This window comes from Enterococcus moraviensis ATCC BAA-383 (assembly GCF_000407445.1).
Lineage (GTDB): Bacteria > Bacillota > Bacilli > Lactobacillales > Enterococcaceae > Enterococcus_L > Enterococcus_L moraviensis.
In genome coordinates this window covers 639,142-654,209 of record NZ_ASWB01000001.1, presented here as the reverse complement: position 1 = coordinate 654,209, position 15,068 = coordinate 639,142, and the positions used below count along the sequence as shown (strand labels likewise).

17 protein-coding genes are annotated in these 15,068 nt (G+C 36.4%); 13 read left to right on the top strand and 4 right to left on the bottom strand.

Annotated elements, in window-relative coordinates; translation table 11 throughout:
* Position 1 precedes the first annotated feature (1 nt).
* From I586_RS03085 to I586_RS03075, 3 genes are all read left to right on the top strand, one after another.
* Complete coding sequence (locus I586_RS03085; RefSeq protein WP_010764631.1) at positions 2–808, top strand: MBL fold metallo-hydrolase; 807 nt, start codon at positions 2–4, stop codon at positions 806–808.
* 205 nt (positions 809–1,013) lie between these two features.
* Positions 1,014–1,919: a permease gene (locus tag I586_RS03080; RefSeq protein WP_010764632.1), complete on the top strand. Its 906-nt coding sequence runs from the start codon at positions 1,014–1,016 to the stop codon at positions 1,917–1,919.
* 14 nt (positions 1,920–1,933) lie between these two features.
* Positions 1,934–2,788 carry a TIGR03943 family putative permease subunit gene (locus tag I586_RS03075; RefSeq protein WP_010764633.1) on the top strand — a complete coding sequence of 285 codons (855 nt, stop codon included), beginning with the start codon at positions 1,934–1,936 and terminating at the stop codon, positions 2,786–2,788.
* A 79-nt stretch (positions 2,789–2,867) separates the two neighbouring features.
* On the opposite strand, the gene I586_RS03070 is transcribed toward I586_RS03075, so the two are convergent.
* The 3 genes from I586_RS03070 to I586_RS03060 form a co-directional block, all read right to left on the bottom strand.
* A complete protein-coding gene (locus tag I586_RS03070) occupies positions 2,868–3,296 on the bottom strand; it encodes a GNAT family N-acetyltransferase (protein WP_010764634.1) in 429 nt (142 codons plus the stop codon).
* A 73-nt stretch (positions 3,297–3,369) separates the two neighbouring features.
* Positions 3,370–3,846, bottom strand: coding sequence for a threonine/serine exporter family protein (locus I586_RS03065; RefSeq protein ID WP_010764635.1), 477 nt, complete (start codon positions 3,844–3,846; stop codon positions 3,370–3,372).
* A 55-nt stretch (positions 3,847–3,901) separates the two neighbouring features.
* The gene (locus I586_RS03060; RefSeq protein WP_010764636.1) at positions 3,902–4,654 is read right to left on the bottom strand and encodes a threonine/serine exporter family protein; all 753 of its coding nucleotides are present in this window, start codon (positions 4,652–4,654) and stop codon (positions 3,902–3,904) included.
* Positions 4,655–4,874: 220 nt separating this feature from the next.
* On the opposite strand from I586_RS03060, the gene I586_RS03055 reads away from it, so the two are divergent.
* From I586_RS03055 to argF, 6 genes are all read left to right on the top strand, one after another.
* Complete coding sequence (locus tag I586_RS03055; protein ID WP_010764637.1) at positions 4,875–5,573, top strand: DUF554 domain-containing protein; 699 nt, start codon at positions 4,875–4,877, stop codon at positions 5,571–5,573.
* 77 nt (positions 5,574–5,650) lie between these two features.
* Positions 5,651–6,040, top strand: coding sequence for a hypothetical protein (locus tag I586_RS03050; protein ID WP_010764638.1), 390 nt, complete (start codon positions 5,651–5,653; stop codon positions 6,038–6,040).
* A gap of 220 nt (positions 6,041–6,260) precedes the next feature.
* On the top strand, positions 6,261–7,292 hold the full coding sequence (gene argC / locus I586_RS03045; RefSeq protein ID WP_010764639.1) for an N-acetyl-gamma-glutamyl-phosphate reductase: 1,032 nt from the start codon (positions 6,261–6,263) through the stop codon (positions 7,290–7,292).
* A 47-nt stretch (positions 7,293–7,339) separates the two neighbouring features.
* Positions 7,340–8,092 (top strand): acetylglutamate kinase, encoded by a 753-nt coding sequence (gene argB, locus I586_RS03040; protein ID WP_010764640.1) that lies wholly within the window; start codon positions 7,340–7,342, stop codon positions 8,090–8,092.
* Positions 8,089–9,240, top strand: a complete 1,152-nt coding sequence (locus I586_RS03035; RefSeq protein ID WP_010764641.1) for an acetylornithine transaminase — start codon at positions 8,089–8,091, stop codon at positions 9,238–9,240. Before argB ends, I586_RS03035 begins: the two co-directional genes overlap by 4 nt.
* Positions 9,241–9,270: 30 nt before the next feature.
* Positions 9,271–10,206, top strand: coding sequence for an ornithine carbamoyltransferase (gene argF / locus I586_RS03030; RefSeq protein ID WP_010764642.1), 936 nt, complete (start codon positions 9,271–9,273; stop codon positions 10,204–10,206).
* Between the two features lie 36 nt (positions 10,207–10,242).
* Here the strand turns inward: argF and I586_RS03025 are convergent, their stop codons facing one another.
* Positions 10,243–10,866 (bottom strand): class I SAM-dependent methyltransferase, encoded by a 624-nt coding sequence (locus I586_RS03025; RefSeq protein WP_010764643.1) that lies wholly within the window; start codon positions 10,864–10,866, stop codon positions 10,243–10,245.
* A 254-nt stretch (positions 10,867–11,120) separates the two neighbouring features.
* Between I586_RS03025 and I586_RS03020 the strand changes: the two genes are divergently transcribed.
* From I586_RS03020 to I586_RS16880, 4 genes are all read left to right on the top strand, one after another.
* The gene (locus I586_RS03020) at positions 11,121–11,390 is read left to right on the top strand and encodes an IreB family regulatory phosphoprotein (protein ID WP_010760982.1); all 270 of its coding nucleotides are present in this window, start codon (positions 11,121–11,123) and stop codon (positions 11,388–11,390) included.
* The gene (gene ruvX / locus I586_RS03015) at positions 11,387–11,815 is read left to right on the top strand and encodes a Holliday junction resolvase RuvX (RefSeq protein WP_010764644.1); all 429 of its coding nucleotides are present in this window, start codon (positions 11,387–11,389) and stop codon (positions 11,813–11,815) included. Before I586_RS03020 ends, ruvX begins: the two co-directional genes overlap by 4 nt.
* Positions 11,816–11,859: 44 nt before the next feature.
* On the top strand, positions 11,860–12,174 hold the full coding sequence (locus I586_RS03010; RefSeq protein ID WP_010764645.1) for a DUF1292 domain-containing protein: 315 nt from the start codon (positions 11,860–11,862) through the stop codon (positions 12,172–12,174).
* Positions 12,175–12,419: 245 nt separating this feature from the next.
* Positions 12,420–15,023, top strand: a complete 2,604-nt coding sequence (locus tag I586_RS16880) for an immunoglobulin-like domain-containing protein (protein WP_010764646.1) — start codon at positions 12,420–12,422, stop codon at positions 15,021–15,023.
* Positions 15,024–15,068 lie beyond the last annotated feature (45 nt).

The window sequence follows — 15,068 nt, the reverse complement described above, 5'->3', positions numbered from 1 at the left end:
AATGAGTCAAGAACAAGCTTTTAACATCAGCATTCTTGCTAGTGGCAGTACCGGTAATTCCCTTTTTATTGAAACAGAGAAGAAAAAACTGCTCATAGATGCAGGATTAAGTGGAAAAAAAATTACATCATTACTGGCAGAAGTCAATCGCAAACCAGAAGACTTAGATGCGATTTTAGTGACACATGAACACCGAGATCATATTCATGGTGTAGGTGTTTTAGCTAGAAAATATAAATTAGATGTTTACGCTAATGAAAAAACGTGGGCAGCTATGGATCCCTTGATAGGAAATGTTGCTGTTGAACAAAAACACATTTTTGATATGGGCAAAGTCCTGACATTTGGGGATATGGACATCGAGAGTTTTGGTGTTTCCCACGATGCAGCTGCTCCCCAATTTTATCGATTCTTTAAAGACAACCGGTCATTTGTGATGCTTACAGATACAGGATATTGCAGTGACCATGTTCGCGGAACGATTAAAGATGCGGATGCTTATTTAATTGAAAGTAACCATGAATTAGAAATTTTAAGAATGGGCCCCTATCCGTGGAGTTTGAAACAACGCATTTTAGGTGATAAGGGACATTTATCGAATGATGACGGTGCATTAACGATGGCGGATGTAATTGGGGATCACACGAAACGAATTTATTTAGGGCATTTAAGCAAAGAAAATAATACGAAAGAGCATGCAAGAATGGCAATGGAATCGATTTTAGCAGAAAAAGGACTCGGCGTTAATTTTGATTTCAATGTTTACGATACAGATCCAGAGTCAGCATCAGAAATGTTTGCACTTTGATCGAATAGGAAGTTGGGACATAACTGTAAGCGTTGTGGCCCAACTTCTTTTTTGTGCACTGAATATGTTATAGATGTTTTAATAACGTTTTCCTTGTCTTGTTTTTTGGCGAGAGGTGCAGTATAGTTAATTATATTTTTGAATGTTAAAAAATAACAGGTATAACACGATTGTAGATGTTATCTTTAGCAGTGGGAGGAATTCGATGTTTCAATTTTTACCTCATTCAGTTTTACAGATGGGTACGATTTTTTTGTCCATCGTAATCGAAGCTTTGCCATTCGTCATGCTTGGGTGCGTGATATCTGGTGCGTTACATGTATTTTTAACGCCAGAGCGAGTTAAGAGGATATTACCTAAAAATAAATTTCTATCGATTATTGTCGGAAGTTTCTTGGGCTTTTTTTTCCCTTCTTGTGAGTGTGGGATCGTACCGATTGTTCATCAGTTTGTTAAGAAGGATGTGCCGACATATACCGCGTTTGCTTTTATGATAACGGCACCGATCATTAATCCTATCGTACTTTTTTCTACGTATATCGCTTTTGGCAATTCAGTGAAATTTGTTATTTGGCGTGTTTTAGGAAGTATGTTAGTGGCGTTAGTCGTAGGTGTCTGGTTGGCTTATATCAATAAAACACCTATATTACAGCAATCCGCTTTTGATAATACATGTGTGCTTGAAGAAGAAGAGCATCCTCATGAAAAAGAAACGTTTTGGCATAAATGTTGGTCTGTACTGACGCATGGAATCGATGAGTTTTTTGATACAGGACGCTATTTGATTTTTGGTTCTTTACTTGCAGCTGCCATGCAAACATACTTGCCAACTGGAGCAATGTTGCAATTAGGTCATACGAAATTATTAGCTATTCTTGTTATGCTTATTTTGGCGGCGACACTGTCATTGTGTTCTGAAGCAGATGCTTTTATTGGATCATCGTTGCTGAGTCTATTTGGTAATGGCCCTGTTGTAGGATTTCTCGTTTTTGGTCCAATGGTAGATATCAAGAATTTATTAATGATGAAACGCTATTTTAAAACATCATTCATGTTAAAATTTGTCGGTATTGTCACAGTGGTTGTCAGCTTATATGCATTAGCAATCTAGGGAGGGAAGAGTAAATGATTCGATTTTTGATTTTGATTGGTTATACAATGTTGATGATGTTTTTACAAGTATCGGGCAGATTAGACCAATATATCAATGTTCATTATCGTTATTTGGCTATATTATCGATGGCCCTTTCGTTTGTTTTAGCGATGGTTCAATTGATTATTTGGAATAAAGAAGATAGTAAAAAGACGTCAGAGCACCAGCACACTCACCATCATGGCGAGGAGCATGACCATGGACTGAACAAGCCTTATCAAAGAGGAATTGCGTATCTTTTATTAGCGTTGCCTTTGGTTATAGGGTTTATGTTTCCGACAGTTAGTTTAGATACGTCGATTGTTGAAGCGAAAGGGTTCAATTTTCCTTTAAGTAAAGAATCTGTAGGTGATCCAGATGTACAGACACAATACTTGAAACCAGATACTAGCATTTATTTTGATAAGACCGATTATGATAAGCAAATGAAACAAGCGTTGACGAGATATATTAAAGATGACAAGGTAACTGTTACTGAAGAGAATTATTTAGAAGTGATGGAGCTGATTTATAATTATCCGAGTGAGTTTATTGGAAAAACGATTACGTATAAAGGTTTTGCTTTTAATTCTTCACAAAATGATCAGGCAAATATATTTGTCTTTCGTTTCGGAATCATTCATTGCGTAGCAGATTCAGGAGTGTTTGGCTTGATGACTCATATGCCAGAAGGTCAGAGCTTTAAAAACAATGACTGGGTCGAATTGACCGGAACAATTCATTCTGGCTACTATGCGCCGTTTAAACGTGAAATTCCCATGGTAGATGTTACAAAAGTAAAAAAAGTTGAAGAACCAAAAAATCAGTATGTCTATCGTTCGTTTTAACAATAAACGTGTCTAAATTAATTGAATTTGATAAAAACCGCATACTAGACTTTTCTAGTATGCGGCTTTTATCGTGAAACTATTTTTTCCAGATAAGATGATACTCACGTTCACCCGTCTCGTCGATGCTTTCATTACTCTTTTGAAACCCATGTTTATCATAAAAAGTAAGGGCATTGCTATTTTTTTCGTAAACTGAAAGATTTAATGTATCATGAGTTTGTTTCACTGTATCCAAAAGTTTTTTACCGATTCCTTGTTTCCGATAATCACTGCGAACAAAAATGCCTGCAATGTAGGAATCGGTTACCCCAAGGAAACCAAGGATTTTATTTTGTTCACGATAGATATATAACTCAGCCAGTGGGAGTTGTTCTCTTACGAAAGCGAGATTTTCTTGCCAGTAAGAATCGGGAATAAATGGGTGAGCATCATAGTTTGCTGTCAACCAAATATCTAGTATTTCTTCTAGTTCACCCGTTGTTAGTGTATCCATTTTTTTTATCATTTGCGCTGATCCTTTCTTAGTTTCATTATGAAAGAACAGTGTAGACACTCATCAATTCACCCCGCTATATTTATTATTTCTCTGCTTTTTTTCGAATTAAACTAACTATATCACGTTTTTCCTTAAAATTTCGGATATTATGGTTGAAAACCTCAGATAAAACTAAACCAAGTGCAATTGCACCAGCGATCATGATTGCTTGCACAGTCGAGTGCATAGCAGTGTCATAGTTACCGATGACTAAATTTCTTACTGCTTGATAGGCAAGTCCACCTGGAACTAAAGGGACCATTCCCGGAATATTAAAAATAGTCACTGGCAATTTGAGCTTTCTTGAGCAGATAAAACTGACGGCAGCAACACTCAAAGCGCCCAATAACGAACCTAAGGCAGCATTTGCACCCCATTGAGTTGAAAACCAGTAAAACATCCAACCGGCGGCGCCAGATAAGCCACAAGCAATCAGCGAGCGTCTAGGAACATTTGTAATAATAGCGTATGCCGCTGAAGCTAAAAAACTAAATGAAAATTGGACCAGTAAATTAAGCATATGAAACCCTCCAAATTCTAACTAAATGGGATACATAAAATGGTGAAGATGTTTTTTAATAAAATAATTGGAAAACAAAAGCGATGGCAAACCCAATCATAGAAGCAGTCATCATTGCTTCAGTCCCTCTTGAAACGCCTGAAAGATAATGCCCAGCTAGTAGGTCACGTAAGGCATTCGTGATTTGGACACCAGGAACAAGAGGCATAACACAGCCGATAATGATCATATCCTGATTCACACCTAAGCCGATTTTGCTACTTAAAAGTGCAGCACAGCCGATGAAAAAGGCCGCCAAAAATTCGGAAAGAAATTTGATTCGTAAAATTTTCAAACTAGAATAATACAGAATAAAACCAATTCCTCCAATCAAACAGGTTAAAAGTAAATCAGCCCAAACCCCACCAAATAAAATCATGATCGTACCGCTAATTATAGCGGCACTAATGAATCTCATCCATAAAGGAAAGAATTTACGTTCTTGTTCTACAATTCTTAGTTCTTTTAAAAGAGCATCTAAGGAGTAGTCACCATTTACATATTCTCTAGAAAGTTGGTTGATTTTAGAGACTTTTTCCAAATTGATCGAACGATTCAAAATTTGGACCATACGAATGGTTGAGGTGCCATCTAGACCGACAAAAAGCCCAGTTTGTGTGACGTAACTAACGAGTCGGTAATTACCAGAAGCTAAAGCGATTCGACTCATGGTATCTTCTACACGATACATTTCCGCATCGCTTTCTAGCATGAGTTTTCCAGCCAGTAAACAAGTCTCTAAGACTTTTTCTATATCAATTGTTGTCATTTTATTTCCTCACTTTTAAGTTCTAACATGTATCTATGATTAGTATAGTTGATTATACCTAGAAAAAATAGCACAGAACAATAAAAAGATTATGATTGTTCAAACAGTATGCACAAAGAAAAAATTTTATTGCAAGACGAATTAGAATTTCACTTTCCAGTCTCTTATCGTATAATAAGAAGAAAAAGTACGTAAGTATATAATGATTGGGATGAGAAAGATGATTTTATTAGGATCGTTGGTTAATGGAGTAGCAATTATTTTCGGGAGTTTACTTGGCGCTGTTTTACGAAATATTTCAGAGCAAATGAAAGATACTGTAACAAAAGGAATAGGGCTTGGGGTGTTAGTTTTAGGCGTGCAAATGTCATTCAAAACATCTTCATTTATCATTATTTTGATTAGTTTGTGCTTGGGGGCAATGTTGGGCGAAGTTTTAGGGATAGAAGATAAGATGAATCACTTTGGTTTAATGTTGGAAAAACGGTATGCAAAACCAGGGAGTAATTTTGCTGATGGATTTGTGACTGCTTCGCTGATTTTTCTGATTGGGTCAATGGGAATCATTGGTGCAATCGAAAGTGGGGTGGCTAATAATCACCAAACGTTATTTACAAAAGCTGTAATGGATGGTTTTATGTCGATCATGTTAACGGCTACATTAGGTGTGGGCGTGCTTTTCTCTGCGGTTCCAGTATTTCTTTATCAAGGGATCATTGCTTTGTTTGCGAGTGTTTTAATGCGCTATATTCCTAAAGAATTGATGGATACTTTAATGGGTGAGATAAGTGCAATTGGTGGATTGATGATCTTAGGGATTAGTTTGAATATTATGGGCATTACGAAGATTCGCGTATCAAACTATTTACCAGGGATTCTTATTTTGATTGGAATTATTACAGTGCAATTTTATTTATGATTTTTTATAAAATGATGACAGAATGTTGTCATCATTTTTGCGTTATACTTTTTTAGAAAATTAAAGGAGTGAGAATTATGACGATTCAATTGACAGAAAAGACAATAAAAGGTAAAAAAATTCGCACGAACAATGCTCGATTAGACGAGATTATTGCGTTATGGAGTAACGTACCTGGAATGGATTTGGAAGGGGAGTTCTTTGCGGTTTATTCAAATTATGAAAGCAATTTTAAAGGAGACTATGACTTGTTGATTGGAAATGAACAAGGTGTTTTCTTAGATCAATCAGTCATCTATGCTGGAACATATGAAGAAATACCAGTTGCGGTTTCTAGCCCTGAAGGTGTTGGAGAAGCATGGCAAAAAATCTGGCAAGATAAGGACTTAGAATCAAGACGTACGTATTTAAGTGATGTAGAACATTATAAGAAAGATGGAACAATCACGATTTATCTTTCTGTTTAAATCCCACAAGAGTATAGCTTAAAGTCAGAGACAGCCCGCAACAAGGCTGTCTCTGACTTTTTTATACATATAATTCTGTATATAGCGCGTTATAATGAATAATTATTTATAAATTGTGAATAAATTAATAAAAAACCGTTGACTTGTGCAAGTAGAAAACTTATAATATGAAAAACAACATTCGTATGATAATAAAATAAAATGAAAAGAAGTGAAGTCTATGAAGGTTTCGATTGTTGGTGTAACAGGGTATAGCGGGTTAGAACTATTACGGTATCTTAGACAACATCCTTATGTTGAGGTTGTTTCAATTCATAGCCATTCGATGAATAAAAAATCATTTGAGGCTGTTAATCCTCATTTAAAACAGCTCATTTCTTTGCCACTAGAAGAAATCGATCCAACGATTATTATGGAAAAAAGCGATTTAGTTTTATTAGCAACACCATCAGGAGTATCAAAGGAGTTAGCATTACCTTTTATTAAAGCAAATTTTCCGGTGATTGATTTGTCTGGTGATTTTCGTTTAAAAAAAGCCGGGGAATATGAAAGTTGGTATGGTTCATCTGCCGCTTCGCTTGAACTGATTCAACAATTTGATTATGGCCTAGCTGAGTTTAGAGACAGTCCAAAGTCAAAATGGATCGCGAACCCTGGATGTTACGCAACGGCAACTGAATTAGCTTTAGCCCCATTATTACGAAACAATAAAATTGAATTAGATTCTATTGTGATCGACGCCAAGTCAGGCGTTTCTGGTGCAGGCAAAGGCGTATCATCTGCAACTCATTTCTCTGAAACACATGACAATATGACGTTGTATAAAATGAATAGCCATCAACATATTCCCGAAATCATTCAGCAGTTACAAAAATGGGACGTAACGCTTAATACCATTCAATTTTCAACATCATTGATTCCAGTGACAAGAGGAATCTTTTTGACAGCCTATGCTAAATTAAAGCAACCAATTTCTGACGAGGAATTAGTTCAATTGTATAAGACACAATTTGAAAATAATCACTTTATTCGAATACAAGAAGTAGGCCACTATCCAACACTTAAACAAGTGATCGGCTCTAATTATTGTGACATCGGACTTGCCTATAATCCGCAAACAAATATGGTCACAATCGTAACAGTCATCGATAATTTAGGCAAAGGTGCTGCTGGCCAAGCAATCCAAAATTTAAATCTTTATGCAGGATTTGAGGAACAGTGTGGATTGGATCAGTTACCGATTTATCCATAAAAAATACACTAAAAATGAAGAAATGAAAAACAGAAGGCGGGACAAGTATGAAGAAGGTCATTGTGATAAAAATGGGCGGAGTAGCCAGTGATAATTTAACAAAATCATTTTTTAAACAAGTTGAACAGTGGCAAAATGCAGGGAAAAAAGTTGTGATTGTTCATGGTGGTGGACACTACATATCAGAAATGATGCAACGCTTGAATGTGCCTGTCGTAATCCAAGATGGATTGCGGGTTACAACGGAGGAAACTTTGAAAATCACTCGAATGGTTTTGATTGGTCAAGTACAACCAATGATTACAACACATTTTCAACAAGAGGGTTTTTCAGTAGTTGGGCTAAACGCGTCATGCGGTCAAATCATTACAGGTACATTTTTGGATAAAACTAGGTTGGGTTCAGTAGGAGAAGTCAAACAAGTCGATACTGAACTATTAGAGCATTTACTTGAAACAAAACATATTCCGATCATTGCGCCTTTAGGTTTAACGAAAACAGGAGAATGGTTAAATATCAATGCGGATCACGTGGCTTGTAAAGTCGCAGAAGAATTACAAGCTGAACAATTGTATTTACTGACAGATGTTCCAGGTGTAAAAAAAGAAAATCAGTGGTTGAAGGAAATTTCCACGAGTGATGTACCTAAATTAAAAACAGCTAAAATCATCAAAGGCGGTATGTTACCCAAATTGGAAAGTGCGGTAACGGCGATCAAAGGTGGCGTAAAAGAAGTGCACATTACGAATCAAATTCAACATGCAGGTACGATCATCAAAGGAAAGGGAGTTTTTGTATGAGCCATTTATTTCCGAATTATCAAAGAAAAGAATTCGAGTTGGTCAAAGGTTCTGCCAATCGCTTGACCGATCAAAAAGGCAAAAACTATCTTGATTTTACTAGTGGTATTGGTGTTATGAACTTAGGCTATAACGATCCTGAATTAAATCAAGTTTTGTCAGATCAAGCGAATCTATTATGGCATACCCCTAATTTATATGAGAACCATTTACAAGAGCAAACGGCTGAGTTATTGGCAAATGGGAAAGACTATGTTAGTTATTTCTGTAACAGCGGGGCAGAAGCGAACGAAGCCGCAATAAAATTAGCACGGAAAGCAACTGGAAAAAGCCAAATTATCACCTTCACGAATTCTTTTCATGGTCGGACTTATGGGGCGATGAGTGCTACGGGCCAGGCAAGTATTCATGCTGGATTTGACCCTTTAGTACCAGATTTTATTTATGTTCCATTTAATGAGATCGAACCACTAAAAGCCGTAATCAACCACCAAACCGCAGCAGTCATGTTAGAACTTATTCAAGGTGAAGGCGGTGTAGTACCTGCAAAAGAGTCATGGGTTCAAGAGGTGCAAGCATTATGTCATGAATTTGGCGTTTTACTGATTATTGATGAAATTCAAACAGGAATTGGTCGGACAGGTTCTTTTTACGCGTATGAACAGTACCAAATCGAGCCAGATATTTTTACTTTAGCAAAAGGGCTAGGTAATGGCATCCCAGTAGGGGCAATGATCGGAAAAGCCGAATTAGCAGGTCATTTTAGCCCGGGGAGTCACGGTTCAACTTTTGGTGGAAATAAATTAGCGATGTGTGTGGCTGCTAAAGTTGTTGAGCGGATTAATCAACCTGTGTTTTTACAAGCTGTTCAAGCAAAAGGCGAGCAATTATTTACAGGTTTATTGAAAATTGTCGAAAAAAACACAAAAATCAAAGCAGTTCGTGGAAAAGGGTTAATGATCGGTATTGAAGTAGAAGACCCGCATACGCTAAACTATCTAGTAGATCAATTGCAAATCGCTGGGTTACTAACATTAAAAGCTGGCCAAACCGTCTTGCGACTGTTACCACCGTTAACAATCACCGAAGAAGAAATCAATCAAGGGTTATTGATTCTTGAAAAAGTACTAAATAGTGAAGCGTCATAGAGAAACTTTTTGGAGATAGGAGTAAGATAAATGATAAATTCATTATATGGAAAAAGTGTGTTAGATTTAACAGAACTAACAAAAGAAGAATTTTTATCGATCATCGAATTAGCAATTGCAATAAAAGCCAAACCCGAAGCGTACCGTGGTGTTTTAGCCGGGAAAATTTTAGCGATGATTTTTGAAAAAAATAGTACACGTACACGGGTTTCATTTGAAGCAGGAATCATTCAGCTTGGCGGGCAAGCGATTGTTTTAGATTCAAAAAGTACTCAAATGGGTCGAGGGGAACCAATCAAAGATACAGCTAAGGTCATGTCTCGTTATGTTGATGCAATCATGATCCGGACTTATTCCGATCAAATGGTTGCAGAATTAGCTGGAGAAGCATCCATACCAATCATCAATGGATTAACTGACAATCATCATCCTTGTCAAATCCTAGCAGATTTTCAAACGATTTATGAACAAAAAGGAAAATTAGAAGGAATTAAATTAACCTATATCGGTGACGGTAATAATATGGCGCATTCGTTTTTACTTGGTGGAAGTTTAGTAGGAATGGATGTGAGTATCGCATCACCTAAAGGATATGAGCCTAAAAAAGAGTTTGTTGCATTAGCCAAAAAGAATGCAAAAATCAGCGGCAGTAAAATCGAAATTCTAAATGATCCAGAGCAAGCTGCAAAAAATGCCGATGTTTTAGTGACAGATGTATGGGCAAGTATGGGTGATGAGTCAGAACAAAAAGAGCGGGAAGCAGTTTTCAAAACGTTTCAGGTCAACAATCGATTAGCTGTTCAAGCAAAAAAAGACTATCTATTCCTCCATTGTTTACCTGCGCATAGAGGAGAAGAAGTGTCAGCGGATATTATTGATGGCACGCATTCTGCAATATATCAAGAAGCTGAGAATCGTTTACATGCTCAAAAAGCCTTGATGGTCAAAGTGATGGCAAATCTATAAAACTCAAATGATGCGAGACAAAATTTTTGTTTCGCATCATTTGAGTTTTTTAAACGAATAGAAAATCCATTGATTTGTCGCGTGTTGTTCAATTAGGCTAAAACCGAAGTTTGCCATATAAGTTTGAAAATCAACTGATTTTTTTAAATTTGGCAAAAAATATTGTATTTTTGTTTTCTCGCAAGCAAAAACAACAATACCCTTTTCTTTTAAGACTCGATGTATTTCCTTAATAGCCTGATCAAGATCATGCCAATGGAAATGAGTTTGGAATGCTGTTACAAGATCGAACGATTCAGAATCAAGGGTCAGTGCATGGATGTCCATTATTTCAAATTGAATCAACTGCTGTTGATTTCTTTTATGAGCTTCTAAAATGGCGGCTTTGGAAATATCGATACCTGTTATACTTAACGTCTTATCTTGATTGAATAAATAAAAACTTGATGCACCATTACCAACACCAATATCCAAAATCGTTGAATAGTTGTCCACCTCGATAAAATCCATGGTCCATTTTACAAGAGGCAAGTATGTTTTATTCCAAAGCCTCATCATCAAAATACCAATAAACCCAGCTGGTTTCTTAGATTGTTGTAATAGCATTTTAAAAAGGAGAATCAATAACAGTAGGATGATGATTCCAATCAAAATAAGCATAGAAAATTCCTTTCTTTTATCCGAGAGCGTTTAATTTAGTATATAATAAAAAAACAACTAGTAGTAAAAAACTTTCGTTATTTCAACCTAAATGACTCTTGAAACAAATTTATTTGTCCAATAAATCGTTGATTCTGTTAAAATTAAAGGAAATCTTTAATATATAGCAGAAAATGTTAAGTTTTGTTTGTAGTTTTGGCTTGTTTTTAGTAGAATGAAACTGTATGAATAGAATATAAGTGAGGTGTAGATAAATGGGTTTTACAGATGAAACTGTACGTTTTGATTTTGATGACAGTCGTAAGAAGGAAGTAAGTGAGACTCTAGCTACTGTATACAAGGCTTTAGAGGAAAAAGGATATAATCCGATCAATCAGATTGTGGGCTATTTACTTTCTGGAGACCCGGCCTACATTCCTCGTTATCAAGACGCTCGAAATTTGATTCGTCGTCACGAACGAGATGAGATCATGGAAGAGCTAGTTAAATACTACTTATCTGATCATGGGATCACTATTCGATGAGAGTAATGGGACTTGATGTAGGGTCGAAAACAGTAGGAATTGCTGTGAGTGATCCGTTTGGTTGGACTGCGCAAGGTGTGGAGATCATTCGAATCAATGAAGAACAGGAAGAATTTGGGTTTGAACGTTTAGCAGAACTAGTTAAGGAATATGAAGTGACTCGTTTTGTCGTAGGCTTACCTAAAAATATGAATAATTCGATAGGACCAAGAGCCGAGGCGTCTATGGCCTATGGCAAAAAAATCGAAGACATGTTTCAGATTCCGGTTACGTATCAAGATGAGCGATTAACGACTGTTCAAGCAGAACGGATGTTAGTTGAACAAGCGAATACATCTAGAGCCAAACGAAAGAAAGTAATCGATAAAGTAGCTGCTGTCATGATTTTACAAAATTATTTAGATGGCGCTGGTAATAAAATTTAATCGACTTGTAAAAAACAAGTGTAAGATAAAAGGAGAGCATAACAATGGCAGAAGAACACAATCACAATCATGATCACGATCATGAAGGACATGAACACATCACGTTAGTTGATGAACAAGGAAATGAAACATTATACGAAATTCTTTTAACAGTTGATGGACAAGAAGAATTTGGTAAAAATTACGTACTTCTATATCCAGCTGGTGTTCCAGAAGAGGAAGATGTTGAGCTACAAGCATATGCCTACATCGAAAACAACGAAGGAACAGAAGGCGAATTACAACAAATCGAAACAGACGCTGAATGGGATATGATTGAAGAAGTTTTCAATACATTCATGGCCGAAGAAGAAGAATAGAATTAAAGAGTAGCTGAACCCTTGATACATAAGGGTTCAGCTTTTTTTTATGAGAAGAAACTATGCATTGCTTATCAATAACCCAAAATTAAAAGCTGTTTTTCAAAATAATCCTTTTTAAATTGATATTTTCTATATATTTCATATAGATTTCCTTATTATACTAAGGTACAATTTATTATATAATACTTGTTTTATTTTAATGTTGGTAATTACGTCGCAAAAAAAGGTGAAGGAGAAATGAAATGGAAAAAAAAGGAAGCGTTTTAAAAAAATGTTTGGTTGGTGTTTTTAGTTTGCTTAGTATCACAGTCTTTAACAATAGTACCGTTGAAGCTGAAGTGGTATATCAGGATCAAATGAATGAAACACAAGAGAGTAGAATCGAAGAGAGTGGTGGAAAATCTGTCATTGGAGAAAGTGTTTCAATTGAAAATAGTGAATCCGATTCAGAAAAAGCAGATAGAGCAACCAGTCGAGTGGCTGTTGCGGATTTATCGATTCAGGGGACTAAAAAGTTTGATTTTGCTTATCGTGTTTTGGAGCTGATGAATGCTGAACGTAAGAAAAATGGGCTATCAGCGTTAGCAATGGATCAAACGTTACAAGAAGCTGCTATGGAGCGCTCGGCAGAAATAAATGTGGATTTTAGTCATAATCGACCGAACGGAGAAGGGTTCTCTATGATATTAAAAAAGTATAATTATGCTACAAATTATTATCTAGGTGAGAATATCGCTGCTGGTTATATCGATCCAGAAGCCGTATTTACTGGCTGGATGAACTCGCCTGGCCATAAAGGGAATATGTTGAGTCCAAACTATAAAACTGTTGGGATAGGGTCGTTTACGCAAGGCGGTATAATGTTTTGGACTCAAATCTTTTCAAGCAAACAAGTGGCTGACTTTAAAAGAACAGATAATCAAAAAGTTAGTTATGCAATCAGTACGGATGTCAGCAATAAATTAATACTAAATTATAGAAGTCCTTGGACTATGGACGTTGGAGATAGCAACCAATTCTTTCTTTCTATTTTGAATAGAGGCTGGACAGGTACTGTAGCTAAAATTTCAAATGAAAGTACAAATTGGACCGTGTCAAATGCGTCGATTGCAACCATTAATTCTGATGGTTTATTAACTGCAAAAAAGAGTGGGACCACTACGCTTAATGGAACTATCAAAACAAATCCTAATTGGTCGGTCAATCATGACATAACTGTTAAAAATAAAATTGCACCACCAACATTAACAGTTAATGATGTTACAAAAACTGCAGGAGATTCATTCGATCCGATGAAAGATGTTCTGTTTGACGCTGTTGACTATAACGGAGTCAATCTAAAAGCAAAAGTGATTGTAACCGCAAATAATGTTAACATCAAAAAAGTTGGTATTTATCAAGTGACATATTCTGTTACTGATAGTGGTAACAGAACGACAACAAAATCAATCAAAGTAAATCTTGTAGCGCCAAAACCAGAACTTCAAGTGAAAAATGTGTCGATCGTAGCGGGGACTAGTTTTGATCCAAAAGTAGCAATCGTAAGTGCGACTGATAAATTAGATGGTGATTTGAAAACTAAAGTTACAGCTAGTATTTTCAATGTGTCGAAAGCTGGACAATATGAAGTAACATATACTGTAAAAAATACGAGTAACGTATCAACTAGTAAAAAAGCGATGGTTACAGTTGTAGCGGATGCTCCTGTGTTAAATGTTAAAAATATTACGATTCCATTGAACTCAAAATTTAACTTTAAAGAGGCAATTATTAGTGCGTCAGATAAGGTAGACGGCGATTTAACAGATAGAGTAGGGATAAAGAAAAATACCGTTGATACGACAAAAGTCGGTGCCTATCAAGTAGAATATATAGTGACAAACAGTAATTTAAAAACAACAACAAAAATTGTCACTGTAACGGTAATCGAAAGTAAGGCGAGTGTGTCTTATCAAACCCACATCCAAAGTCAAGGTTGGCAAGAAAGCAAGCTAGATGGTCAAATGTCTGGCACTAAAGGGAAGTCGCTTAGATTAGAAGCAATCAAAATCAAACTGTTAAATCAACCTGTGCCAGGTGACATTGTATACAGTACGCACGTTCAAAACATTGGCTGGCAAACGGAAGTGAAAAATAATGGCATGAGTGGAACATCAGGAAAAGGCTACCGTTTAGAAGCAATCAAAGTTAATCTAACCGGTAAACTATCGGAGCAATATGATATCTATTATCGTGTTCATGCGCAGAATGTTGGCTGGTTAGATTGGGCTAAAAATGGCGTAATGGCTGGGACAGAAGGCTTTTCTTATCGTCTAGAGGGAATTGAAATCCGCTTAGTAGAAAAAGGACAGGCTGCACCAGGACCAATCAGCAATCCGTCAAAATTAAATACAAGGATCATGTATTCAACTCATGTTCAGAATATTGGGTGGCAAAACTATGTATCAAATGGACAAACGGCTGGAACATCTGGCAAAAGTTACCGTTTGGAAGGCCTTAAAATCAAATTGAAAAACACGCCATATTCAGGATCGATTGAATATAGTACGCATATTCAAAATAAAGGCTGGCAAGGTTTTGTTTCAAACGATCAGTTGAGTGGGACGTCTGGTGAAAAATTAAGACTTGAAGCAACTAAAATCAGATTAACAGGTCAAATGGCGAAAGAATACGATGTTTATTATCGCGTACATGCTCAAGAGTTTGGTTGGTTAGGTTGGGCTAAAAACGGAGAACCTGCTGGAACAGCAAAATATGGGTATCGTTTAGAAGCGATACAAATCCAATTAGTAAAAAGAGGGGAAAGTTTCCCTGTCAGCAATATAGCAGCATTTAAACAAAAATAAAAAAGAACTATGATGCATATTTTGAAGCGTGCATCATAGTTCTTT